Source organism: Kitasatospora sp. NPDC056273 (assembly GCF_042268845.1).
Lineage (GTDB): Bacteria > Actinomycetota > Actinomycetes > Streptomycetales > Streptomycetaceae > Kitasatospora.
This window is the reverse complement of sequence record NZ_JBHJSJ010000069.1, coordinates 18,890-42,194: the sequence shown is the minus strand read 5'-3', so window position 1 is coordinate 42,194 and position 23,305 is coordinate 18,890. Positions and strand designations below refer to the sequence as shown.

Genomic DNA, 23,305 nt, shown 5'->3' with positions numbered 1-23,305 from the left:
TCCAACTCGCCGGTGTCTTCCGGGGTTTGACGCCCTGTCCGACGTTTCAAACTCTAGCCGATCCCCGCTCCGAAAAGCGAATCCGACCGCAACCCGATAAAACGAGCACGCCGAATAAGCACCAGGTCACAGCGCCGAAAAGCGCAAACGACCGGCACGAACCGGAAGTGGTGTTTCAGAGGATTGGCCGCTCCGGGACCGTCCGCGCAGACGCGTGTCCGGTGCTCCCTGCCGAGCGACTAGGAAACACTACCCCTGTCCGGCGTCGGAGGCAAACCCGTCCCGGAGACGGTGCGGGTGCAGAGCGCCCGGCCCGGCTTCACGTACTCGCCGTTGGGGTGGTCGTTGCCGGTGACCCAGTGGCGGGCGGTGGCCTCGTCACGGCCGCCGTCGCGGTGCCGCCGGAGCAGGCGCTCCTCGCGGACCTCGTCCTCGGCGTGGACGTACCAGAGCTCGTGCAGCAGGCGGCGGGCGTCGGGCCAGGGGGTTTCGGCGGAGGCGAGGTAGTTGCCCTCGGTGATGACGAGCCGGGTCCGCGGGCGGACCACGTGGCGGGCGGCGACCGGCTCGTCCAGGGTGCGGTCGAAGTCCGGGACGTAGATGTCCTGGAACCGGTCGCCGGCGATCCGGCGCAGCAGGGCGACGTAGCCGTGGGCGTCGAAGGTCGCCGGGGCGCCCTTGCGGTGGGTCAGGCCGAGGCGGTCGAGCTGGGCGCCGGAGAGGTGGAAGCCGTCGAGCGGGACGTAGGCGGCGGTGCCGGGGCCTTCGGCCCGCTCGACCTCGGCGACCAGATGGCGGGCCAGGGTGGACTTGCCGGCGCCGGGCGGGCCGGCAAGTCCGAGGATCGTACGGGCGTTGCTGCCCGGGCCTCGGAGGAAGCCGAGGGCAAGGGCGGTGAGGCGGTCCTCGTTCATGGCCGCACCCTACTCAGCGCGCGCCTCCTGTTCAGTGCGCCTCTTTGCTCAGTGCACCTCTTTGCTCAGCGGTCGGCGAGGGCGGGCAGGTCCAGGGTGAGGGTGCCGGCGTCGGCGTCGAGCAGGGCGGGCACGCCGAGCGGGACGGTGAGGGTGGAGGGGCAGTGGCCGAAGCCCAGTTCCCAGAGCACGGGGACGCCGAGCCCGCCGAGCCGGTCGAGCATCACGTCCCGGACCCGCTGGGGCCGTCCGCAGCCCTCCCAGGAGCCGAGGGCCAGGCCGGCCACGCCGCCGAGGGCTCCGGAGCGCAGGAGCTGGGTCAGCAGCCGGTCGAGTTGGTAGGGGTGCTCGTTCACGTCTTCGAGCAGCAGGACGGCGCCCTCGTACGAGGGACGGGCGGCGGGCGTGCCGCGCTCGGCGGTGAGGACGTGGAGGCAGCCGCCGGCCGTGACGCCGCGGGCGCGGCCGGGGACGAGCGGGGCGGCGGTGGGTGAGGTGAGGACGGTGACGGCGGCGGGGTCGAAGAGGGTGCGGCGCAGGTGCTCGGCGGTCGGGCCGTCGGAGACGAAGGAGGCGCCGGCGGCCAGCGGTCCGTACAGGGTGGCGAGGCCGAGCCGCCGGGCGAAGGCCTCGTGCAGGGAGCTGACGTCGCTGAAGCCGATGAAGGGCTTGGGGGCGGCGGCGCGCATCGCGGTCCAGTCGAGCAGGTCGACGATGCGGTGCACGCCGTACCCGCCGCGGGCGCAGATGACGGCGTCGACGGCGGGGTCGAGCCAGGCGGTCTGGAGGTCGGCGGCGCGGTCGGCGTCGGTGCCGGCCAGGTAGCCGAGGGTGGGGTGGGTGTCGAGGACGTGCGGGGCGACGGTCACGCGGAGCCCCCAGGAGCGGAGGATCGCGCACCCGGCGGTGAGACGTTCGGCGTCGACGGGACCGCTGGGGGCGACGACGGCGACGTGGTCGCCGGGGCGCAGGTGCGGCGGGCGGGTCAGCCCCTGGCCGGGTGTGGTCGGGTGCTGGTCCATGGGCCGGGCCACCTTTCGGACGCGGAAGCGGGGTTCGGGCGGTCGCGCCGTGGCCGCGACCGCCCGGTGACGATATGCCCCGTGCCGACCGGCCGATGTCCGCCGGCCGACGTGAGGGCTCTTCAGATCGCCGCCCCCATCACCTCCCGCACCTCGGCGAGGGTGGCGTCGGCGACGGCGTTGGCCCGCTCGGCGCCGTCGCGCAGGACCTGCCGCAGGTGGCCCCGGTCGGCGGCGAGTTCGGCGCGGCGGGCGCGCAGCGGGCGGAGGAACTCGTTGACGGACTCCGTGACGGTGCGCTTGAGCGCGGCGGCGCCGCCGTCGCCGATCTCCTCGGCGACGGCCTCGGGGGCCCGGTCCTGGCAGAGGGCGGCGAGCAGGACGAGGCTGGAGACCTCGGGCCGGTCGACCGGGTCGTAGCCGATCCGGCGGTCGGCGTCGGTCCTGGCGCCGCGGATGATCCGGGCGGTCTCGTCCTCGGTGGCGCCGAGGGCGACGGCGTTGCCCCGGCTCTTGCTCATCTTTCCGCCGTCGGTGCCGAGCAGCATCGGGGCTTCGGAGAGCAGGGCCTGCGGGCGGGGGAACACGGCGCTGCCGTCGGCGTGCGGGTAGCGCTCGTTGAAGCGGCGGGCGACGGTGCGGGCGACTTCGAGATGGGGCAGCTGGTCCTGGCCGACCGGGACCAGGTCGGCCTTGCAGAAGAGGATGTCGGCGGCCTGGTGGACGGGGTAGGTGAACATCAGCCCGCTGACGGCGGACTGCCGGGAGTGGGTGATCTCGTCCTTGACGGTGGGGTTGCGGCCCAGCTCTGCGACGCTGACCAGGCTGAGGAAGGGGAGCAGCAGCTGGTTGAGGGCGGGGACGGCGCTGTGCGGGAAGATCGTCGCCCGCTCGGGGTCGAGGCCGGCGGCGAGGTAGTCGAGGACGAGGTTCTCGGTGTGCTCGGCGAGCCGGTCGGCGAGGTCGCGGTCGGTGATGACCTGGTAGTCGGCGACCACGACGAACATCTCGACGCCCTGGTCCTGGAGCCGGACCCGGTTGCGCAGGGTGCCGAAGTAGTGGCCGAGGTGGAGCGGTCCGGTGGGGCGATCCCCGGTGAGGACGCGGTGGGCTGCCGGGGCGTCGGACAGGACGGACGCGGCGGCGACGGCGGTGGCCGCAGCAGCGGCGGGACCGGCAGTGGCGGGGACGGTGGCGGGGACGGTGGTCAAGGTGTCTCCTCGGTACGGCGGTGGTGGCGGCCGTCCGGGGCGAGGGGCCCGTCCTACGGAAAACGCAGCAGGGCCGTCCATCCCGGACGGCCCTGCTCAGGCGAGTGGTGTGGCCGTCCTAGGACGGCCACCAGCACAGGCCGATGAAGCGCTTCATGCGCCCCACGGTAGCGGCAGTCAGTCCTCCACGACCAGTGCCGGGGTGTCCTTGTGCAGCGTCTCGCCGCGGAAGAACTCCGGCCGGATGAAGCCGTACCAGGTCATCAGGCCCGCGCCGAGCAGCAGGATGCCGACGCCGATCACGAAGACCGAGCCGATGCCGAAGACCGAACCGCTGCCGTAGTCGGGGGCCCAGGCGTCGGTGAGGGTCTGGAGGAAGACCGCGGTGAGCAGCACGCCGCCGACGAACGGGGCGACGCCCTTGAGCAGCAGCGCGCGGACACCGGTGCGCAGCGAACGGCGGAAGTACCAGACGCAGGCGAAGGCGGTCAGCGCGTAGTAGAAGCAGATCATCAGACCGAGCGCCAGGATGGTGTCCTGGACCACGTTCTCGCTGATCAGGCTCATCCCGACGTAGAAGACCGCGGTGGCGATGCCCGCCGCGACGGTGGCGTAGCCGGGGGTGCGGAAGCGCGGGTGGACGGCGCCGAAGCGCGGCGGCACGGCGCGGTAGGCGCTCATCGCGAGCAGGGTGCGGGCCACCGGGATGAAGGTGGTCTGCAGGCTGGCGGCGGCGCTGGCGACGACGGCCAGGAAGAGCAGGATGCTCCACGGCGAGCCGAGCACCGGACGGGCCAGCGCGGAGAAGACGTTGTCGGCGGTGGCCGGGTTGCCGAGGCCGTTGCCGGTGCTGCCGACGCCCGCGAACATCTGGGAGGCGATCGCGACCAGCAGGTACGAGCCGACCAGGGTGACCATCGAGATCATCGCGGCGCGGCCGGGGGTCTTGGCGCTGCCCTGGGTCTCCTCGTTCATGGTCAGGCAGGTGTCCCAGCCCCAGTACATGAAGATCGACAGCGACAGCCCGGCGGTGAACGCGCTGAACGAGCTGACCTCGAGCGGGTTGAGCCAGGAGAAGGAGAAGCCGATCGAGTCGGGCAGGTCGCCCGAGGCGGCCTTCCCGATGGCGATGACGGAGAAGAGCAGCAGCACGGCCAGCTGGAGGCCGACCAGGCTGTACTGGAACCACTTGGTCGCGGTCATCCCCCGGTAGCTCATCGCGGTGGCGCCGGCGATCAGCAGGACCACGGTGAGCAGGTGGACGGCCTTGTTCTGGTCGAGTTCGGTGACCCAGCTGCTGCCGGTCATCTCCCCGAGCATCAGGTACAGGAAGTCGGTCGCGACCCCGGCCAGGTTGGAGAGCACGATGATGGTCGCCACCGTCAGGCCCCACCCGGCCATCCAGCCGACCCGGGGACCGAAGGCCCGGACGCCCCAGGTGAAGGACGTGCCGCAGTCCGGGAAGTCCTTGTTCAGCTCCTTGTACGCGAACGCGACGAGCAGCATCGGCAGGAAGCCGGCCAGGAACACCGCCGGCATCTGCACCCCGACCGCGGTGACGGTCGGGCCGAGTGTGGCGGTCAGGCAGTAGACCGGGGCGACCGTCGAGACGCCCAGCACCACACTGCTCAGCAGGCCGACGGAACCGCCCCGTAGACCCTTGTCCCCCGCTCCCCCAGCGGTCCCCTGATCGACGGGGACCCCACCACTGATGCCACTGACCGGGGCACCCTGCGGAGCGCCGGGCGCCATTGCCCGGCCGCTGCTCGTGTGCTCTGAGAGCTGCTGATCAAACACCAGCGCACCCTAGAGGCGGGCATGGAAGGTTGAGTAGACCAACCCTTGGTGATCTAAACCACTTGCTTCGATTCGTTCTCGTGACGGCTGTTCGGGTGGATGTATTTACGGCTTGTTAACCCATGTACCTTTGTTTCAAAGGAGTTGGGCCAAGAAAATTTCTCCCTTTTGCCAAGGTTCGACCAGGTTTGCCCCCCGGCCCGGACGGGCCGCTCCCCCCACCGCTCCCCGAGTCGGATAGGTTTGCCTAACCTAATTTCGATCGTGAAAGGAGCGTCGCGTGCCCCCCACCTCCGACGACCCGGTCCTCTCCCCCCGCACCTCCGGCCGTCGCCGGTTCCTCACCGCCGGGATCGCCGGCGGGGCGGTGCTCGGCCTCGGCGGACTGCTCACCGCCTGCGGCAGCTCCGGCGGATCCGGTGGATCGGGCGGCAGCAGCGGTTCGACCCCGGCCGGCGGCGGCTCCTCCCCGAACCAGAAGTCGGTCAAGCAGGGCGGGGACGACTACGCCGCCGTGATCGAGAGGATGAAGGGCTTCGGCACCGACGCCGCCCCCGGCGTCTACCCGCGCACCCTCAGGCACGCGATGGGCGAGACGGTGCTCCCGGCCAGGCCCACCCGGGTCGTGGTGCTGGACACCGGCGAGCTCGACAACGTCGTCGCCCTCGGCATCCAGCCGGTCGGCATCGTGTACACCGACGGCTCCAAGTCCCTGCCGTCCTACCTCAAGGACAAGGCCGGCAGCCCCGCCGCCGTCGGCACCATCAACAGCCTCAACCTGGAGGCCATCGCCGCGCTCAAGCCGGACCTGATCCTCGGCAGCCAGCTGCGCGCCCAGGACCAGTACGCGCAGCTCTCCAAGATCGCGCCGACCGTCTTCTCGCTGCGCCCCGGCTACCCGTGGAAGCAGAACTTCCTGCTCAACGCGAGCGCCTTCGGCCTGGAGGCCGAGGCCAAGACCCAGCTCGACGCGTACCAGGCGGCCGCCGCGGCGATCGGCGCGAAGCTCGGCGACAAGCGGCCCACCATCACGCCACTGCGCTTCATGCCGGGCCGCACCCGGCTCTACGCGGAGCTCTCCTTCATCGGCACCATCCTCACCGACGTGCCGCTGCCGCAGCCCGCGATCGAGCAGGTCAAGGAGCTCGCGGTGGAGGTCAGCCCGGAGCAGATCGACAAGGCCGACGCCGACTGGATCTTCTACGGCGTGTACGGCAGCCCCAGCTCGACCAACCAGGACGCGGTGCTCGGCGGCGCGCTCTGGAAGACGCTCGGTGCGGTCAAGTCCGGTCAGGCCCGGCCGGTTTCGGACGAGACCTGGTTCCTCGGGCTCGGCGTCATGGCGGCGAACGTGGTGCTCAACGACCTCAAGGGCTTTGTCGCACCCGGCAGTTGAGCCAGGCAGGTGAATCCGCCGGGTGAGTCCGTCGGGTGAGCCCGGGTGTGAGCCCGGAGTGAACCCGGCCGGCCGGGCCTGGTCGGCGTCGGCGGGCGGAACGGGGCGGCGTTCCGGTCGTACGACAACAGTGCCCGCCCGGCGCCGTCTTGGGCGATCCCCGGGTGGGCCCCGGGTGGGCCCGCGACGGTCCCCGGGTGATTCCGTGGTGGTATCGCGGCGGTGTCGCGGTGGTATCGCGCACACCATCGGGTTGGACGCTTGGAGCTGATCGCGTGGTGCGGGAGGATCGTCGGGACCGTTTCCCGAAGGGCCCGCAGATGACCTCGCTCCACCCCGCCGCAACCGACCCGTCCCTGCCCGGCCCGCCCCGGGACAGCGCCGGATCCTCGCCCCCGCCCGCCCCGACCGACCCGACCGGCTCGCCCGTACCGATGTGCTCGATCGCGACCGCCACCGAGCCCGGTGCGGCCGCGCCCGGCAGCCCGGAGGCGACGGCCCGCCCCGACTCGGTGCCGCAGCCGCGCAGCCGGTACGACGCGGAGGCGCCGCCCGTCCTGCCCGCGGCCGCTCCGGAGGCCGGTGGCGGACCGGCGGACGGCGACCGGACGGACGGCGACCCGCACGACGATGATCCGACCACGGCACGGCTGCGGGCGGCGTTCGCCGAGCGGCTGCGGGCCGCGCACTTCCAGGGCCGCTCCGTCGCCGAGCTGGCGGCCGCGTGCCGCCGACCGGTCGCGGAGGTGCGGGCCCTGCTCGGCCTCGACGCGGAGGCCGAGGACGGGTTCGTCCGGTTCGGGCCCGCCACCGCAACGGCGGAGGGCGGCCCGTCCGTCCCGGCGCAGCGCCCGGCGCACGAGGAGCCGCGGATCCTGGGATCCCGGCGGCCGTCACCCTCCCGGCGCCTGCGCCGGATGCACCCGCAGGCCTCCCGGACAGGGCAGGAGGCGACCGCACGGGAGACGGCCGCGTCCGGCCCGACCGGGCCGGCCCTGCCGGGGGCCACCGGACGGGTGGGCGAACCCGCCGATGCGGCGGAAGTGGCGGCGCGGACGCCGTCGTTCGGGGCCGGGACCGGCATCGGGGATGGGGCCGGCGCTGTCGCCCCTTCTGCTGTCGACACCGGTGCCGTCGGGTCCGCCGCAGCGGTCTCGTGGGCCGAACCGCCGCTCGGCATCCTGATCGGCGGCAGCCCCGGGCCCGCCGAGGCCCTCGGCCGCCCGGAGGAGCGCGCACCGGTCCGCGTGGCGGCCCAGCCGATCCGGGTCGGCCGCGGCACCTGCCTGGTGGTACTGCCCTCCTGGCGGCCCGCCATCGCCGTCTCGGTGCCGACCGAGCAGCTGCTGTCCGCCACCGGGCTCGACCTCGAGCAGCTGGCCGGCGCCCAGCTGACGGTGCTGATGAACCCCGCCGCACTGCACGACCGGGAGCTGGAGCTGCACGGCTGGGAACCCGGTCCGGCCGGGCGGCCCCGGCGCGGCGGGCGCACCTGACGGCTCCGCCGGGCCCGTTCGGCGACTGGCCGAGCGGGCCCGGCGGGCTTGGCCGGCCAGGCCGGCCAAGCGGGCCGAGCAGGTCTGGCGGACTCGGCGGGCCTAGCGGGTGGCCGGGGCGTTCGGGATGTACCCGAGGTCGACGGGCACCGGCGGCCGCCCGTCCACGGCCCAGCCCGTACGGACCGCGTCCAGCAGTTCCGGCAGCGCGGGCGGCCAGAGCGCGTCGGCGTTCTCGTCGGCGAGGTCGGCCGGGGTCCACCAGCGCCAGTCCAGGATCCGGTCGACGGCGTGCACCGCGCTGACGTCGCCGACCGGACCGCGGTGCGGGCCGCCGGTGAGGTAGATGTGCTCGTGCTGGCGGACCGGGGTGCCGTGCCAGGTGAAGTCGTGCTCCCAGGTGCAGAGCAGCGGGCCGGGTTCGAGGTCGCTCCAGCCCGTCTCCTCCCACAGCTCGCGCCGGGCGCCGTCCCACGGGGTCTCGCCCGGTTCCAGGCCGCCTCCCGGCATGGTCCAGTGCACGCCGACCTCGTCGTTGTCCGAACGGAGCAGGAAGACCGAGCCGTTCCCGTCCAGGACCACCGTGCGGGCGGCCTGCCTCGGCCTGCGTTTGCGGGGGCGCAGCAGATTTCGCATCGGGTCACTCTCCCAGCGACCGTCCGGGGCCGTCGAGCGGTTTCGGCACTCCGGTCGGGTGCACGAGCCGGCCGGTCCGTCGTGGCGGGCGCCGGGCCCACCGGTCCGCCGTACCCTGACGGCCATGCCCGCACCCGCGATCATCTTCCCCGCCGATCCGCTCAACCCGCGCCGGCCCGACCCGCACTTCGCCTGGGAGGCCAGGACCCTGCGGGAGTTGGGCGGCGAGCTGCACCTGGTCGACCACGACGGGCTGCTCGCCGGGCGGGCCGAGGAGGCCGTGCTGCGGGTGCCGCGGGACAGCGGCCCGCTCTGGTACCGGGGTTGGATGCTGCCCTCCGCCCGGTACGCCCACTTCGCCGCCGCGCTCACCGCCCGCGGCGGCACCCTGCTGACCAGCGCGCCCGGGTACGCGGCCGCCCATGAACTGCCCGGCTGGTACGGCGTGTTCGAGGGCGCGACCCCGGCCAGCGCGTGGATCCCGTCCGAGGGACCGGTGGCGCCCGGGCCGGCGGAGCTGGCGGAGGCCGCGGCCCGGCTCGGCGGGCGCGGGCCGGCGATCGTCAAGGACTACGTGAAGTCGCGCAAGCACGAGTGGTACGAGGCCTGCTACGTACCCGAGTTGGCCGACCTGGCGGCCGTCGGCCGGGTGGTCGGACGGTTCGTCGAACTACAGGGCGAGTTCCTGGCGGGCGGCGTGGTGCTGCGGCGGTACGAGGAGTTCGAGGGCGCGGACGTCCCGGCGGCGGGACCGGTCGGCGCGAACGGCGCGCACGGTGCGAGCCGTACGGGCGGTGCGGCCTGTACGGCTGGTGCGGCCGGGCCGGAGCGGGCGGACGGCGGCGCGCCGGGGAGCGGCGGGCGGGCCGTGGAGGCCCGGGTGTGGTGGCTGGACGGCCGGCCCGTCCTGGTCGGGCCGCACCCGGACGCCCCGCGCCGGGCCGTCGAACCCGACCTCACCGACGTCCCGGCGCTGGTCCGCCGGCTCGGCTGCCGCTTCGTGACCACCGACCTCGCCAGCCGGGCGGACGGCTCCGGCTGGCGGGTGGTCGAGGTCGGGGACGGGCAGGTGAGCGACCTGCCGCGCGGGATCGACGCCTCGGAGCTGCTGGCCGCGCTGATCACCGCCTGACTGCCTGACGGTCCGCGCGGGAGGGACCGTCAGGCGGCTCGGAGTGTTCGGGCTCCGGGTTCGGGGCCACGCGTGCGGGCCTCCGGGTGCGGGGCCGCCCTATCCGGCGGCGACGGCCTCGGCCGCCGGGTGGCCGTCGGCGATGAACGCCTGCCAGAGCCGGCTGTAGGTGCCGCCCCGGGCGAGCAGTTCGGTGTGCGTGCCGTCCTCGACCACCCGGCCGTGGTCCAGCACGACCACCCGGTCGGCACGCTCGGCGGTGGTCAGGCGGTGGGCGATGACCAGGGTGGTCCGGCCGCCGCTGAGCCGGTCCGCGGCCTGGTTGACGGCCGCCTCGGTGGCCAGGTCGAGCGCCGCCGTGGCCTCGTCGAGCAGCAGGATGTCCGGGTCGACCAGCTCGGCCCGGGCCAGCGCGATCAGCTGGCGCTGGCCCGCCGAGAGGTTGCGCCCGCGGCCGGCCACCTCGTGGTCGTAGCCGTCCGAGAGCCGGACGATCATGTCGTGCGCGCCGACCGCCCGGGCCGCCGCCTCCACCTCGGCCGCCGAGGCGCCCGGCCGGCCGTAGGCGATCGCCTCGCGGACCGTGCCCGCGAAGAGGTACGCCTCCTGCGGCACCACGCCCAGGCGGTGGCGGTACTGCGCCAGGTCGTAGCGGGTGAGGTCGACCCCGTCCACCCGGACGGTGCCCTCCGTCGCGTCGTAGAACCGGGCGACCAGCTTCACCAGCGTCGACTTCCCGGCGCCGGTCTCGCCGACCAGCGCCACCGTCTGCCCGGCCGGGATGTGCAGGTCCACGCCGCTCAGCACGGTCGGGGCGCCGTCCGCGCCGCCGTTGTAGGCGAAGCCGACCCCCTCGAAGGAGATCTCGCCGCGCAGGCCCCCGGCCACCGGGACCGGGTCGGCCGCCTCGGCGGTGGCGGTCGGGGTGCGCAGCAGCTCGCGGATGCGGCCGAGGCCCACCGAGGCCTGCTGGTACCCGTCGAACACCTGGGACAGCTGGTTGACCGGCGCGAAGAACAGGTCGATGTAGAGCAGGTACGCGACCAGCGCACCGACCGTCAGCGTCCCGGCGTCGACCCGGGAGGCGCCGACGATCAGCACCAGCGCGGCGGCCACGCTGGAGAGGAACTGGACGAACGGGAAGTACAGCGAGATGTAGAGCTGGGCCCGGACCCGGGCCTCGCGGTAGGCGATGCCGCGGGCCACGAAGCGGTCGGTGTTGGTGTCCAGGCGGCGGAAGGCCTGGACGATCCGCATGCCGGCCACATTCTCCTGGAGGTCGGCGTTGACGGTGCTGATCAGGTCGCGGGAGCGCTCGTACTGGTCCTTGGACTTCTTGCGGAACACCAGGGTGGCGATCACCAGCAGCGGCAGGACCGCGAAGACCACCAGGGCCAGGCCGGCGTCGATGATCAGCAGGGCGGCGAAGATCCCGGCGAAGGTCAGCAGGCTGACCACGGCGGTGACCATGCCGGTCTGGAGGAAGGAGGTCAGCGAGTCCAGGTCGGTGGTCATCCGGGTCATGATCCGGCCGGTCAGCTCGCGCTCGTAGTAGTCCAGGCCGAGCCGGTTGAGGTGGGCGAAGATCTTGAGTCGGAGCGTGTAGAGGACCCGCTCGCCGGTACGGCCGCTGACCCGGTTCTCGGCGCTCTGCACCACCCAGTCCAACAGGACCACGACGAGAGCGGCGAGCGAGGCCACCGCGACGCCGGACATCAGGCCCTTGCGGACGCCTTCGTCGATGCCGTGCCGGATCAGCACCGGCAGCACCAGCCCGGCCGCCGCGTCCAGGGCGACCAGCAGGAGGGCGATGAGCAGCGGGGTGCGGAAGGGGCGCAGCAGGCGGCTCAGGCTGAAGTCGGGGTCACCGGCCTCGGCCTCGGCGCGGGGGACGGCCGGGGCGTCGGAGGCGGGCGGGAGGGCCGCGACCTTGTCCAGCAGGTCGGGGTCGGCGGTGCGGGCGGCCTTGGCCAGGGCGGGGGTGGGGAGGGCGGGGGCGGCCGGGGTCGCCGGGGCTCCGGGGGTTGCGCCGGCTACAGGGGTTCCGGGTGCCTCTGCGGACGCCGGCTCGTCGGACGCCGTTTCGGGGGCGGACTGCCGGTCGGCGTGACCGGCCTCGGGATCGGTGATCAGGGCCCGGTACTGGGGACATCGGGCTTCGAGTTCCTCGTGCGTTCCGAGGTCCAGCAGCCGGCCGCGCTCCAGCACGGCGATCCGGTCGGCGAGTTGGAGGGTCGAGCGGCGGTGGGCGATCAGCAGCGTGGTGCGGCCGGTCATCACCGAGCGCAGCGCGTCGTGGATCTCCGCCTCGATCTGCGGGTCGACCGCCGAGGTGGCGTCGTCCAGCAGCAGGATCCGGGGGTCGGTGAGGATCGCCCGGGCCAGCGCGATGCGCTGGCGCTGGCCGCCGGAGAGCGTCAGGCCCTGCTCGCCGACCTTGGTGTCGTAGCCGTCCGGCAGCGCGCGGACGAACTCGTCGGCCTGGGCGGCGCGGGCGGCGGCGACCACCTGCTCGTCCGTCGCGTCCGGGCGGCCGTAGGCGATGTTGGTGCGGACCGTCTCGGAGAAGAGGAAGCTCTCCTCGGGGACGATGCCGACCGTCGCGCGGACCGAGTCCAGGGTGAGGTCGCGCAGGTCGTGGCCGTACAGGCGGACGGTGCCGGCGGCCGGGTCGTAGAAGCGGGGCACCAGCTGGGCCACCGTCGACTTGCCGGAGCCGGAGGCGCCGACCAGGGCGAGGGTCTCGCCGGGGGCCAGCTTCAGGCTGAGGCCGTGCAGGACGGGGGCGGGGTGCTCGGGGTCGTAGCGGAACTCGACCCGGTCGAACTCCAGGGCGATGTCGGGGGTCCGCGGGCCGACGAGCGCTCCTCCCGGAGTGCTCTGCGGCGCGCTCTGCGGGCTCTCGCCGTGCGCGAGGTCCAGGGTGCGGGCGTCCGGGCGCTCCTGGACCAGCGGGCGCTCGTCGATCAGCTGCAGGACGCGCTCCACCCCGGCCCGGGCCTGCTGGCCGACGGTGATGACCATGGTCAGCATCCGCACCGGGCCGGTCATCTGGGCGACGTACGTGGAGAAGGCGACGAAGGTCCCGAGGGTGACCCTGCCGTCGACGGCCAGCCAGCCGCCGAAGGCCAGGACGCCGACCTGGGCGAGCGCCGGGATCGCCTGCATCGCCGGGTTGTAGCGGGCGTTGAGCCGGATCGACCGGAGCCGGGCCGCGAAGAGGTTGCGGGAGGCCGTCTCCAGCTTGTCGAGCTCCTGGGCCTCCTGGCCGAAGCCCTTGACGACGCGGACGCCGCCGATCGCGCCGTCCACCACGCCCGCGACGGCCGCCGCCTCCTGCTGGGCGGCCCAGGTGGCGGGGAAGAGGCGCTTGCGGCTGAACGCCGAGACCCACCACAGCGCGGGGGCCATGACCACGGTGATCAGGGTGAGCGGCGGGGACAGCCAGACCATCACGACCAGCGACATGACGAACATCAGCAGGTAGCCGGTCATCATCGGCAGCATCGAGAGCAGGCCGTTGACCAGTTGGAGGTCGGAGGTCGCGCGCCCCACCACCTGCCCGGTGTCCAGCCGGTCCTGGCGGTGGCCGTCCAGCCGCCCGAGCGAGCGGAACAGGTCGCTGCGCATCTCGTGCTGGACGTCCACCGCGAGCTGGCCGCCGTAGTAGCGGCGGACCTGGGTGCAGCCGAAGACCACGAGGGCCGCGAGCAGCAGCACCACCGCCCAGGGGACCAGCGAACGGGTGCGGGCGACGATGACGTCGTCGATGATCAGCTTGGTGACCAGCGGCACCAGCGCGGTGACGGCCATGCCGAGGAGCGAGGCTCCGAAGGCGAAGAGCAGGCTGCGGCGGGACCGCCAGCTGTAGCCGACCAGGCGGCTGAGCCAGCCGGCCGACTCGGCGGCGCCCTCGGGGGCGGGCTCAGAAGCCTCGGCGCTCTTGGCGGCGGGCCGGACGTTGTCGGGGGCGGGGGCGGCATCTTCGGCGGCCGGCCCGGTGTTCCCGACGGCGGCCTGCGGGCTGTCGACGGGGGCCTCCGGGGTCGTGCCGGGGGCCGGGGGGCCGCTCGGGGATTGCTCCACCGTGGATCCGTGAGTCTCAGGCATATTTAGGGATGCTAACCATTTCGTCGGGTGGTCGCCACGGCGTTTTCCGCCCCGGGCGGGTTCGGAACGGGCCCTGACAGCCCGGATCATCCGGTCCGGCGGACTCGCCAACAGTCGATGGCCTGCGGTGATTCCCGGCCGAACACTCGCATGGCCCACTCCGCCCGGGCCATTTCCAGAGTCGCCGACGACCCTCGCGACACCCAGCGGCCACGGGCGGACGGGCGCCGTCCTTTGGGACTAGGCCTCCGGACGGGCCAACGGCGGGCTCCGGGCGGGCTCCGGGCGGGCTACCGACGGGGGCGTTCACCGGCAGACCTTCGCTCCCGACCATTCTCCGCCGGGCCGCTCTTCGTCGAAAACGAAGCCGGGAACGGAGCCGGGAACGGAGCCGAGGGCGCAACCGGAACCGTGGTCGGAGCCGGAGCCGGAGCCGGAGCCGGGGATGCGGGCTCAGGCCTCCGCGGCCGCCGGACCGCCGACGGGAGCGACAGCGGCGCCGGGGACGGCAGGGCCGCCGGGGCCGCCGGCCGAGCCCGCGGCCGCCGCGAACGCGCCGTGGGCGAGGGCGTGGAGCAGGGCGGCCATGCCGTCGCGCTGGAGGGCGGCGCGCTCGCCCTGGTCGGGGTTCGGGCCGAGGCTGTGCGGGGTCGAGTTGATCAGGCCGAAGACGGCGTGCACGGCGGCCCGGGCCACCGGCTCGGCGGCGGGGTCGGCCAGCGGCGGGTAGGCCTGCCGGACCACGTCCACCCACAGTTCGACGTAGCCGCGCTGGAGCCGGCGGACGGTGCGCCGGTCCTCCTCCTTGAGGTTCAGCAGCTCGCGGTCGTGCAGGGTGATCAGGTCCCGGTCGCCCAGCGCGAAGTCGACGTGGCCGCTGATCAGCGCGTCCAGCGTGGCGGCCGGGCCCTCGCCGCCGCCCGCGCGGCGGCGCCCCTCGTCCAGCAGGCGCTCGCTGATGCCGATCAGCAGGTCCGCGAGCATCGCGTCCTTGCCGGCGAAGTGGCGGTAGAGCGCGGGGCCGCTGATGCCGACGGCCTTGCCGATCTCGTCCACGCCCACGCCGAGGAAGCCCCGGGCGGCGAACAGCCTCGCGGCCTCCCGGCGGATCTGGTCACGGCGGGGGAGCGCGGAGGCGGCGGGGACGTTGGGCATGCCGTCCATCGTAGACAGTCGGGTTATCGGCCGTTAACCTGGGCGCGTAAGTTAACGTTAATTAACGTGGCGATCACGGGCGGACCGCACCCGGCTGCCCACCTGGTCCGAGGGCAAGGGAGCTCTTGGGAATGGTCAACTCAACCGCCGGCACACCCACCGGCGTCCGGCTCGTCGCAGCGACCGGCACGGCGGCGGCGCCCGGCGCCGCCCCGGCCGCGGCAGCCGCACCGGCACCCCGGCTCGGCAGCTCCGCCGACCCGGGCTCCGAGGCGTACCGCGCCAACACCGAGGCGCACCGCGCCCTGGTCGCCGAACTGCGCGCGAAGCTAGACGCGGCCGCCCTGGGCGGCGGCGCCAAGGCCCGCGCCCGGCACACCTCACGCGGCAAGCTGCTGCCCCGCGACCGCGTGGACACCCTGCTCGACCCGGCCTCCCCCTTCCTGGAGCTGGCCCCGCTGGCCGCCGACGGGATGTACGACGGCGCGGCCCCCGCGGCCGGAGTGATCGCCGGCATCGGCCGGGTCGCCGGGCGCGAGGTGGTGGTGGTCGCCAACGACGCCACCGTCAAGGGCGGCACCTACTACCCGATGACGGTGAAGAAGCACCTGCGCGCCCAGGAGGTCGCGCTGGAGAACCGGCTGCCCTGCGTCTACCTGGTGGACTCCGGCGGCGCCTTCCTCCCGATGCAGGACGAGGTCTTCCCGGACCGCGACCACTTCGGCCGGATCTTCTACAACCAGGCCAGGCTCTCCGCCGCGGGCATCCCGCAGATCGCCGCCGTGCTCGGCTCGTGCACGGCCGGCGGCGCGTACGTCCCGGCGATGAGCGACCAGGCCGTGATCGTCCGCAACCAGGGCACGATCTTCCTGGGCGGTCCGCCGCTGGTGAAGGCCGCCACCGGTGAGGTGGTCACCGCCGAGGAGCTGGGCGGCGGCGAGCTGCACTCCCGCACCTCGGGCGTGACGGACCACCTGGCCGAGGACGACACCCACGCCCTCTCCATCGTCCGCACGATCGTGGCCGGGCTCGGCCCGCGCGAGGCCAGGCCGTGGCCGCTCACCCCGGTCGAGCCGCCGGCCGTCGACCCGGCCGGCCTGTACGGCGCCGTGCCGGTCGACCCGCGCACGCCCTACGACGTGCGCGAGGTGATCGCCCGGCTGGTGGACGGCAGCCGGTTCGCCGAGTTCAAGGCCGAGTACGGCGCCACCCTGGTCACCGGCTTCGCCCGGATCCACGGCCACCCGGTCGGTATCGTCGCCAACAACGGCGTGCTGTTCGCCGAGTCCGCCCTCAAGGGCGCCCACTTCATCGAGTTGTGCGACCAGCGCGGCATCCCCCTCCTCTTCCTCCAGAACATCACCGGGTTCATGGTCGGCCGGCAGTACGAGGCGGGCGGCATCGCCAAGCACGGCGCCAAGATGGTCAACGCCGTCGCCTGCACCCGCGTCCCGAAGCTGACCGTGGTGATCGGCGGATCGTACGGAGCCGGCAACTACTCGATGTGCGGCCGGGCCTACTCACCCCGCTTCCTGTGGATGTGGCCGGGCGCCAAGATCTCCGTGATGGGCGGCGAGCAGGCGGCCTCCGTCCTCGCCACCGTCCGCCGCGACCAGCTGGAGGCGCACGGCGAGCAGTGGCCGGCCGAGGCGGAGGAGGAGTTCAAGCGCCCCGTCCGCGAGCAGTACGAGCGCCAGGGCAACGCCTACTACGCCACCGCCCGGCTCTGGGACGACGGCGTGATCGACCCGATGGACACCCGCACCGTCGTCGGTCTCGCCCTCACCGCCTGTGCCAACGCCCCGCTGGCGCCGCCCGCTCCGTACGGCGTCTTCCGCATGTGACGCCTCCTCGTGTCACCCCCGCGTCCGTGATTCCTCCCTTCCGGGTGTGACTCCCCGCGGCGCCGGCCCACCCGGGCCGGTGCCCGACCGCCCATCGCCACCTCCTTCGTACGGCTCCCCTCGACCCGGAGGAACGCCTCCCATGTTCGACACAGTTCTGGTCGCCAACCGCGGCGAGATCGCCCTGCGGGTGATCCGCACCCTGCGACGGCTCGGCGTCCGTTCGGTCGCCGTGTTCAGCGACGCGGACGCCGACGCGCCGCACGTCCGCGAGGCCGACGTCGCGGTCCGGCTCGGCCCGGCCGACCGCAGCGACAGCTCGGCGACCGAGACGTACCTGCGGACCGACCAGATCCTGGCCGCCGCCCGCCGCACCGGCGCCCAGGCCGTCCACCCCGGCTACGGCTTCCTCGCCGAGAACGCCGGCTTCGCCCGCGCCTGCGCCGACGCGGGCCTCGTCTTCATCGGACCACCTCCCGGTGCGGTCGAGCTGATGGGCGACAAGATCAACGCCAAGGAGGCCGTCCGGGCCGCCGGCGTCCCGGTGGTCCCCGGCAGCCAGGCCACCGCGCCCACCGACGAGGACCTCGTCGCCGCCGCCGACGAGATCGGCTACCCGGTGCTGCTCAAGCCGTCCGCCGGCGGTGGCGGCAAGGGCATGCGCCTCGTGCGGGACCGCGCCGACCTGCCCACCGAGATCGCCGCCGCCCGCCGCGTCGCCCGCACCGCCTTCGGCGACGACACCCTGCTGCTGGAGCGCTGGGTCGACCGGCCGCGCCACATCGAGGTGCAGGTGCTCGCCGACGCCCACGGCACCACCGTCCACCTCGGCGAGCGCGAGTGCAGCCTGCAGCGCCGCCACCAGAAACTGATCGAAGAGGCTCCCTCCGTTCTCCTCAACGCCGAGACCCGTGCCGCGATGGGCGCCGCGGCCGTCCGCGCCGCGGAGTCCTGCGGCTACACCGGTGCCGGCACCGTGGAGTTCATCGTTCCCGGCATCGACCCGGACGCCCCCGCCTCCGCCGCCGAGGGGGTGCGGGACTTCTTCTTCATGGAGATGAACACCCGCCTCCAGGTGGAACACCCCGTCACCGAGCTCGCCGTCGCCGTCGGCGCGGACGCGGCCCGGCTCGACCTGGTCGAGTGGCAGGTGCGCGTCGCCGCCGGCGAAGCGCTCTCCTTCGCCCAGTCCGACATCTCCTTCCTGGGCCACGCCATCGAGGCCCGCATCTGCGCCGAGGACCCGGAACGGGACTTCCTGCCCACCGGCGGCCGCATCCTCACCCTGGACGAGCCCCGGGGCGAGGGCATCCGCGTCGACTCCGGGGTCGCCCCCGGAACCGTCGTCACCAGCGCCTACGACCCCATGCTCGCCAAGGTCATCGCGTACGGGCCCGACCGCCCGACCGCGCTGCGCCGGCTCCGCGCGGCGCTGGCCGACACCCGCATCCTGGGTGTCACCACCAACACCGGCTTCCTGCGCCGACTGCTCGCCCACCCCGAGGTCGCCGCCGGCCGGCTGGACACCGGCCTCGTGGAGCGGACGGCCCAGGAGCAGCCGGCCCTGCTCACCTCGCCGTACTCCCCCACGAACGCGACCGACCCGGACTCGGCCGAACCGCCGTCGCCCGCTCACCTCCTCTACTACGCGGCCGCGCTGGCACGGCACCTGGAACTCACTCCGCCCGCCGATCCCGGCGGCTGGACCGACCCGTTCTCCCTTCCCTCCGGCTGGCGCCTGGGCGGCACCCCTGCCTGGACCACCCACCGACTCCGCACCCCCGGCCAGGACCCGGTGGCGGTGAGCATCCGTTCGATCACTGCGGGCAACGTAGCCGATGCCACTGACAATTCCGCCGGGCCCGTCCGCGAGCTGGAGCTCCGGCTCGACGGAGGCCCCGCGCACCGCGCCCGCGTGAGCCTGGCCGGCGACCGGCTGCACCTGACCGTCGACGGCCTCCGGACCACGTTCTCGCTGGCCACCGACGCCACCCCCGGCCCCGCCGCCGGACCGGCGACCTGGCTCGGCGTCGAGGGCGACGCCTGGCCGCTGCACGGCTACGACCCGGTCGTCGAGAGCGCCACCGGGGCCGGCGCGCACCACGGCGCCCTGACCGCCCCGATGCCCGGCACCGTCACCGTCGTCAAGACCACGGCGGGCGAGACGGTCCGCAAGGGACAGCCCCTGCTCGTGCTGGAGGCCATGAAGATGGAACACGTGATCGCCGCACCGCACGACGGCGTGGTGGCCGAGCTGCGGGCCACCGCCGGCGCCACCGTCGCGATGGAGGACCTGCTGGTCGTGGTCACCCCGGTCGAGGACGCGTCGATCGAGGGCGCCCCGGCCGGGCCGGCCGCCGCCACCGTCCCCGCCGGGCCCGCGGAGGTGCGGTCGTGACCACCCCCGTCCCCGCCCGCGAGCCCGACGCGCTCGACCTGGGCCTGCCCGATCCGGTCCGCGCCCCCGGCCTGCCCGAGGAGGTCCGGATCCACGAGGTCGGGCCGCGCGACGGCCTGCAGAACGAGAAGTCCCTGGTACCGGTCGAGGTCAAGGCCGAGTTCATCGCCCGGCTCGCGGCCGCCGGGCTGCGCACCGTCGAGGCCACCAGCTTCGTTCACCCGAAATGGGTACCGCAGCTGGCCGACGCCGAGGAGCTGGTCCCCCGGCTCGCCGGTCTGCCGGAGCGCCACCCCGGCCTGCGGCTGCCGGTGCTGGTGCCCAACGAGCGCGGCCTGGACCGCGCGCTCGCCCACCACGCCGCCGACATCGCGGTGTTCGCCAGCGCCACCGAGACCTTCGCCCGCCGCAACCTCAACCGCTCGGCGGACGAGGCCATGGCGATGTTCCGCCCGGTCGTGGGCCGGGCCACCGAGGCCGGGGTCGCAGTCCGCGGCTACCTCTCGATGTGCTTCGGCGACCCGTGGGAGGGCCCCGTCCCGGTCGACCAGGTGGTCCGGTACGGCGTGCAGTTGCTGGAGCTGGGCTGCGCGGAGCTGAGCCTCGGCGACACCATCGGGGTCGCCACCCCGGGCCAGGTCACCGCCCTGCTGGCGGGTTTCGCGCGGGCCGGCGTCCCGGTCGACCGGCTCGCCGTGCACTTCCACGACACCTACGGCCAGGCGCTCAGCAACACCCTGGCGGCCCTGCGCGAGGGCGTCACCACGGTGGACGCCTCGGCGGGCGGCCTGGGCGGCTGCCCGTACGCGAAGAGCGCCACCGGCAACCTGGCCACCGAGGACCTGGTCTGGATGCTGCACGGGCTCGGCATCCGGACCGGCGTCGACCTGCGCTCCCTCGTCGCGACCAGCGGGTGGATGGCCGGGCTCCTCGGCCGCCCGAGCCCGTCCCGCACCGTCCAGGCCCTGCTCGGCTCCGCCGGGGGCTGACCACCCGCTCCCGTCCCCGGCGCCGGCCGCCCGCACCATCCGGCCGGCGCCCCGCACCACCCACACCGATCGACAGTCCATCCCTCAATCGCACCGTGCGACCGTCACACCGTCCGACGGACGCCGGTCACCCCGCTCACGTCCGCAGCCGACCCGGCCGGGCGCCAGGAGGATCACCATGCTCGACCACAGGCTCAGCAGCGAGTACGAGGAACTGCGGCGCACCGTCGCCGAATTCGCCCAGGACGTGGTGGCGCCGAAGATCGGCGAGTTCTACGAGCGGGAGGAGTTCCCGTACGAGATCGTCCGGGAGATGGGGCGGATGGGCCTCTTCGGCCTGCCCTTCCCGGAGGAGTACGGCGGCATGGGCGGCGACTACTTCGCCCTCGGCCTCGCCCTGGAGGAACTCGCCCGCGTGGACTCCTCGGTGGCGATCACCCTGGAGGCCGCCGTCTCGCTCGGCGCGATGCCGATCTACCGGTTCGGCACCGAGGAGCAGAAGCGCGAGTGGCTGCCCCGGCTGACCTCGGGCGAACTCCTCGGCGCCTTCGGCCTCACCGAGCCGGAGGGCGGGTCGGACGCGGGGGCCACCCGGACCACGGCGCGGTACGACGAGGCCACCGACGAGTGGGTCATCAACGGGACCAAGTGCTTCATCACCAACTCCGGCACCGACATCACCGGCCTGGTCACCGTCACCGCGCTCACCGAACCGATCGCTCGTTCGAGTGAAGAGGGCGAATTCCGCTCGCCTGCACGGGAGATCTCCTCCATCATCGTGCCCACCGGGACCCCCGGCTTCCAGGTCTCGAAGAAGTACTCGAAGGTCGGGTGGAACGCATCCGACACCCGCGAACTGTCCTTTACCGACTGCCGCGTTCCCGCGGCCAACCTGCTGGGCGAGCGTGGCCGAGGCTACGCCCAGTTCCTGCGGATCCTCGACGAGGGCCGCATCGCGATCGCGGCCCTGGCCACCGGCCTGGCCCAGGGCTGCGTCGACGAGTCCGTGAAGTACTCCGGCGAGCGCCGGGCCTTCGGCCGGCCGATCGGCGCCAACCAGGCCATCCAGTTCAAGCTTGCCGACATGGAGCTGCGCGCCCACACCTCCCGCCTGGCCTGGCGGGACGCTGCTTCCCGGCTGCTGCACGGCGAACCGTTCAAGAAGGAGGCCGCGATCGCGAAGCTGTACTCGTCCGAGGCCGCCGTCGACAACGCCCGCGAGGCGACCCAGATCCACGGCGGGTACGGCTTCATGAACGAATTCCCGGTCGCCCGCTTCTGGCGCGACTGCAAGATCCTGGAAATCGGGGAGGGCACGTCTGAGGTCCAGCGCATGCTCATCGCCCGGGAGCTCGGCGTCGGTTCGTGACGACCGCATCCTGACGGTCGCCTCCTGAGCCACGCCCACCGGGCCGGCACACCGGTCAACACACCGCTCCGCGACGAGAGTTGGGGAGCGCCACGGCGAAGGAGGCGTCAGGGGAAGGCGTCAGGAGGAAACAGCAGGAGGAGGCGTAGGAGGAGGTGTCGCGGCGGCTTCGGGAGAAGCCGCCGGAACAGGGCCTCAGGGGATCACGATCACCGGGCGGTTGGCCCGCCGCGCCAGCCGTCCGGAGACCGAGCCGAAGATCTTGCCGAGAAGGCCGTGCGTCGTGCCGACGACGATCGCGTCGGCGGCGTACTCACGGCCGACCTCCTCGATCTCGTGGCAGATGTCCCCTCCGCGCTCGACCAGGATCCACGGCACCCCGGTGAGGAAGTCCGCGCAGGCGAGCTCCAGGCCGAGGACCTCGGTCCGGTGGTCAGGGAGGTCGACGAAGACGGGCGGCTCGCAGCCCGCCCAGACCGTGGCGGGCAGGCGGTTGGCGACGTGCACGATCACCAGGCCGCACTGCGAGCGGCGCGCCATGCCGACGGCGTAGGCGAGGGCGCGCTCGCTCGACAGCGAGCCGTCGAAGCCGACCACCACACCGTGCTGGAACACCGGGTCGAGGGACGGCGCCGGGGTGTCCTGCCCGGACGGCTCGGTGGGCCCGCCCAGCGGGCCGGCCGCGCCGGAAGCCGCCTCCGGGTACTCGGCCCCCGGGCCCAGGCGGCCTGTCACCGGAACCCCGGCGGGGTCGGCCGGAGGCTCGCCACGCCGCTGGCGGGGCCCCGGGCGGTCACGGCGGGCGAGGCTGCCCCGGCGGGCGAGGCCGCGCAGAGCGCGTGCGAAACCCAGCGGGCTGTCGCGCCCTGGGCCGGGCTCCCCTGGCTCCGCAGGCTGTGGCACGTCGGCCGCCGGCCGGGCCGCGCGGGCCGCTCCGGCCGCTTCGAACCCCTCCGCGTCGTCGGCGACGCCGCTGTCGTCGTCGACCCGCTCGTGGCCCGTCCGTCCGCCAGGGATGCGGCCCGAGGCCTCGGCGCGCGCGTCGGCTCGTTCGCCGGCAGTGTCGGCAGGCCCGTCGACAGACCCGCCCGCACTGTCGTCCCCGCGGCCTCCGTCGCGTTCGCCGCCATGGCCACGGTCGCGTTCGTCGCCGTGGCTGCCGTAACTACCGTGACTGCCGTCCTGGTCGTCGTGATCGTCGTGGTCGTCGCCGAGGCGGTCACTGTGGTGGTCACGGCCGTCCTCGCCGCGCTGGTCGGCGCACAGCTCGGCGCGGCCGTCGGAACGATCAGCGGCAGGCCCGCGGGCCGGGTCCACGCTGCGGGACGTGTCCGGTTCAACCGGTCGGGGAGGCTCAAAACCAGCCATGGCTCACGGCTCTTCGATGGAGAGGGGCCGACAGGAGAGGAGGACAACGCTGCCCGGGCAGCAGGCCCGCCCACGGGATGACGTCGGTCTGCGCCGCGCAGCACCGTATGTGACCTGTTCCTTTCAGAGTACGACGGGCTTGGGGCCCCGCCCAGCGAAGAAGCCCCGGAGCGACGTTGTTCCCGCGAAAGGGGGATGCGCCCGCCGAGGCTGTGCGCCCCGCCCACAGGCGATCGCGCCCCCTCCGGAAAGGAGGTTCCCTGGAGCTTGACTGAGCGGACCGGGCGGCGCAACAGCCCCACGGGACACCGTGACCGGACTGTCATGGATCGGCGACGATCCGTTGCGGCGCGTCGCGAATCGTGACGTCCGACCTGCCCCGACAGTCCCGGTGAACCCGCGCCTCACCGCCCGCCACGGGGGTGCGGAGGCCGTTTCAGCCACTCCGTACGGCTTCGCGACGCCGTC

At 73.7% G+C, this 23,305-nt stretch carries 16 protein-coding genes; 8 read left to right on the top strand and 8 right to left on the bottom strand.

The genetic code is table 11. The features are described from left to right. Nucleotides 1-239: 239 nt before the first annotated feature. The 4 genes from ACFCY1_RS36760 to ACFCY1_RS36745 form a co-directional block, all read right to left on the bottom strand. Nucleotides 240-914 carry a nucleoside/nucleotide kinase family protein gene (locus ACFCY1_RS36760; RefSeq protein WP_074005128.1) on the bottom strand — a complete coding sequence of 225 codons (675 nt, stop codon included), beginning with the start codon at nucleotides 912-914 and terminating at the stop codon, nucleotides 240-242. A gap of 65 nt (nucleotides 915-979) precedes the next feature. Continuing rightward, a complete protein-coding gene (locus ACFCY1_RS36755) occupies nucleotides 980-1,936 on the bottom strand; it encodes an LD-carboxypeptidase (protein ID WP_375877345.1) in 957 nt (318 codons plus the stop codon). 122 nt (nucleotides 1,937-2,058) lie between these two features. Next, nucleotides 2,059-3,147 carry a tryptophan--tRNA ligase gene (gene trpS / locus ACFCY1_RS36750; RefSeq protein WP_375877344.1) on the bottom strand — a complete coding sequence of 363 codons (1,089 nt, stop codon included), beginning with the start codon at nucleotides 3,145-3,147 and terminating at the stop codon, nucleotides 2,059-2,061. A gap of 177 nt (nucleotides 3,148-3,324) precedes the next feature. After that, nucleotides 3,325-4,899: an APC family permease gene (locus tag ACFCY1_RS36745; protein ID WP_375877346.1), complete on the bottom strand. Its 1,575-nt coding sequence runs from the start codon at nucleotides 4,897-4,899 to the stop codon at nucleotides 3,325-3,327. A gap of 325 nt (nucleotides 4,900-5,224) precedes the next feature. On the opposite strand from ACFCY1_RS36745, the gene ACFCY1_RS36740 reads away from it, so the two are divergent. Both ACFCY1_RS36740 and ACFCY1_RS36735 read left to right on the top strand, forming a co-directional pair. Continuing rightward, entirely contained in the window at nucleotides 5,225-6,340 is a 1,116-nt protein-coding gene (locus ACFCY1_RS36740; protein ID WP_375877343.1) for an ABC transporter substrate-binding protein, read from the top strand. 320 nt (nucleotides 6,341-6,660) lie between these two features. Then, on the top strand, nucleotides 6,661-7,836 hold the full coding sequence (locus tag ACFCY1_RS36735) for a hypothetical protein (protein ID WP_375877342.1): 1,176 nt from the start codon (nucleotides 6,661-6,663) through the stop codon (nucleotides 7,834-7,836). 102 nt (nucleotides 7,837-7,938) lie between these two features. Here the strand turns inward: ACFCY1_RS36735 and ACFCY1_RS36730 are convergent, their stop codons facing one another. Further along, nucleotides 7,939-8,472 (bottom strand): NUDIX hydrolase, encoded by a 534-nt coding sequence (locus ACFCY1_RS36730; RefSeq protein ID WP_049660777.1) that lies wholly within the window; start codon nucleotides 8,470-8,472, stop codon nucleotides 7,939-7,941. A gap of 124 nt (nucleotides 8,473-8,596) precedes the next feature. Between ACFCY1_RS36730 and ACFCY1_RS36725 the strand changes: the two genes are divergently transcribed. Continuing rightward, nucleotides 8,597-9,604, top strand: coding sequence for an ATP-grasp domain-containing protein (locus ACFCY1_RS36725; RefSeq protein WP_375877341.1), 1,008 nt, complete (start codon nucleotides 8,597-8,599; stop codon nucleotides 9,602-9,604). 99 nt (nucleotides 9,605-9,703) lie between these two features. On the opposite strand, the gene ACFCY1_RS36720 is transcribed toward ACFCY1_RS36725, so the two are convergent. Further along, the gene (locus ACFCY1_RS36720) at nucleotides 9,704-13,714 is read right to left on the bottom strand and encodes an ABC transporter ATP-binding protein (protein WP_375877340.1); all 4,011 of its coding nucleotides are present in this window, start codon (nucleotides 13,712-13,714) and stop codon (nucleotides 9,704-9,706) included. A gap of 453 nt (nucleotides 13,715-14,167) precedes the next feature. After that, nucleotides 14,168-14,869, bottom strand: a complete 702-nt coding sequence (locus ACFCY1_RS36715; protein ID WP_375877339.1) for a TetR/AcrR family transcriptional regulator — start codon at nucleotides 14,867-14,869, stop codon at nucleotides 14,168-14,170. Between the two features lie 131 nt (nucleotides 14,870-15,000). Between ACFCY1_RS36715 and ACFCY1_RS36710 the strand changes: the two genes are divergently transcribed. The 4 genes from ACFCY1_RS36710 (at nucleotide 15,001) to ACFCY1_RS36695 (ending at nucleotide 21,469) form a co-directional block, all read left to right on the top strand. Next, a complete protein-coding gene (locus ACFCY1_RS36710) occupies nucleotides 15,001-16,713 on the top strand; it encodes a carboxyl transferase domain-containing protein (RefSeq protein WP_375877338.1) in 1,713 nt (570 codons plus the stop codon). A gap of 142 nt (nucleotides 16,714-16,855) precedes the next feature. Beyond that, nucleotides 16,856-19,111 (top strand): biotin carboxylase N-terminal domain-containing protein, encoded by a 2,256-nt coding sequence (locus ACFCY1_RS36705; protein ID WP_375877337.1) that lies wholly within the window; start codon nucleotides 16,856-16,858, stop codon nucleotides 19,109-19,111. Continuing rightward, complete coding sequence (locus tag ACFCY1_RS36700) at nucleotides 19,108-20,100, top strand: hydroxymethylglutaryl-CoA lyase (RefSeq protein WP_375877336.1); 993 nt, start codon at nucleotides 19,108-19,110, stop codon at nucleotides 20,098-20,100. The genes ACFCY1_RS36705 and ACFCY1_RS36700 overlap by 4 nt, the downstream gene beginning before the upstream one ends. Before the next feature lie 178 nt (nucleotides 20,101-20,278). Continuing rightward, nucleotides 20,279-21,469 (top strand): acyl-CoA dehydrogenase family protein, encoded by a 1,191-nt coding sequence (locus tag ACFCY1_RS36695; RefSeq protein WP_049653907.1) that lies wholly within the window; start codon nucleotides 20,279-20,281, stop codon nucleotides 21,467-21,469. Between the two features lie 195 nt (nucleotides 21,470-21,664). On the opposite strand, the gene ACFCY1_RS36690 is transcribed toward ACFCY1_RS36695, so the two are convergent. Then, complete coding sequence (locus ACFCY1_RS36690) at nucleotides 21,665-22,141, bottom strand: universal stress protein (RefSeq protein ID WP_049653914.1); 477 nt, start codon at nucleotides 22,139-22,141, stop codon at nucleotides 21,665-21,667. 456 nt (nucleotides 22,142-22,597) lie between these two features. On the opposite strand from ACFCY1_RS36690, the gene ACFCY1_RS36685 reads away from it, so the two are divergent. Next, on the top strand, nucleotides 22,598-22,918 hold the full coding sequence (locus ACFCY1_RS36685) for a hypothetical protein (protein ID WP_375877335.1): 321 nt from the start codon (nucleotides 22,598-22,600) through the stop codon (nucleotides 22,916-22,918). Nucleotides 22,919-23,305 lie beyond the last annotated feature (387 nt).

What these genes read in the sequence shown, in the direction of transcription:
- ACFCY1_RS36760 (WP_074005128.1), bottom strand. Translation starts at nt 914, where the DNA reads ATGAACGAGGACCGCCTCACCGCCCTTGCCCTCGGCTTCCTCCGAGGC.
- ACFCY1_RS36755 (WP_375877345.1), bottom strand. Translation starts at nt 1,936, where the DNA reads ATGGACCAGCACCCGACCACACCCGGCCAGGGGCTGACCCGCCCGCCG.
- ACFCY1_RS36745 (WP_375877346.1), bottom strand. Translation starts at nt 4,899, where the DNA reads ATGGCGCCCGGCGCTCCGCAGGGTGCCCCGGTCAGTGGCATCAGTGGT.
- ACFCY1_RS36735 (WP_375877342.1), top strand. Translation starts at nt 6,661, where the DNA reads ATGACCTCGCTCCACCCCGCCGCAACCGACCCGTCCCTGCCCGGCCCG.
- ACFCY1_RS36730 (WP_049660777.1), bottom strand. Translation starts at nt 8,472, where the DNA reads ATGCGAAATCTGCTGCGCCCCCGCAAACGCAGGCCGAGGCAGGCCGCC.
- ACFCY1_RS36725 (WP_375877341.1), top strand. Translation starts at nt 8,597, where the DNA reads ATGCCCGCACCCGCGATCATCTTCCCCGCCGATCCGCTCAACCCGCGC.
- ACFCY1_RS36720 (WP_375877340.1), bottom strand. Translation starts at nt 13,714, where the DNA reads ATGCCTGAGACTCACGGATCCACGGTGGAGCAATCCCCGAGCGGCCCC.
- ACFCY1_RS36715 (WP_375877339.1), bottom strand. Translation starts at nt 14,869, where the DNA reads ATGCCCAACGTCCCCGCCGCCTCCGCGCTCCCCCGCCGTGACCAGATC.
- ACFCY1_RS36710 (WP_375877338.1), top strand. Translation starts at nt 15,001, where the DNA reads ATGGTCAACTCAACCGCCGGCACACCCACCGGCGTCCGGCTCGTCGCA.
- ACFCY1_RS36705 (WP_375877337.1), top strand. Translation starts at nt 16,856, where the DNA reads ATGTTCGACACAGTTCTGGTCGCCAACCGCGGCGAGATCGCCCTGCGG.
- ACFCY1_RS36695 (WP_049653907.1), top strand. Translation starts at nt 20,279, where the DNA reads ATGCTCGACCACAGGCTCAGCAGCGAGTACGAGGAACTGCGGCGCACC.
- ACFCY1_RS36685 (WP_375877335.1), top strand. Translation starts at nt 22,598, where the DNA reads ATGGCCACGGTCGCGTTCGTCGCCGTGGCTGCCGTAACTACCGTGACT.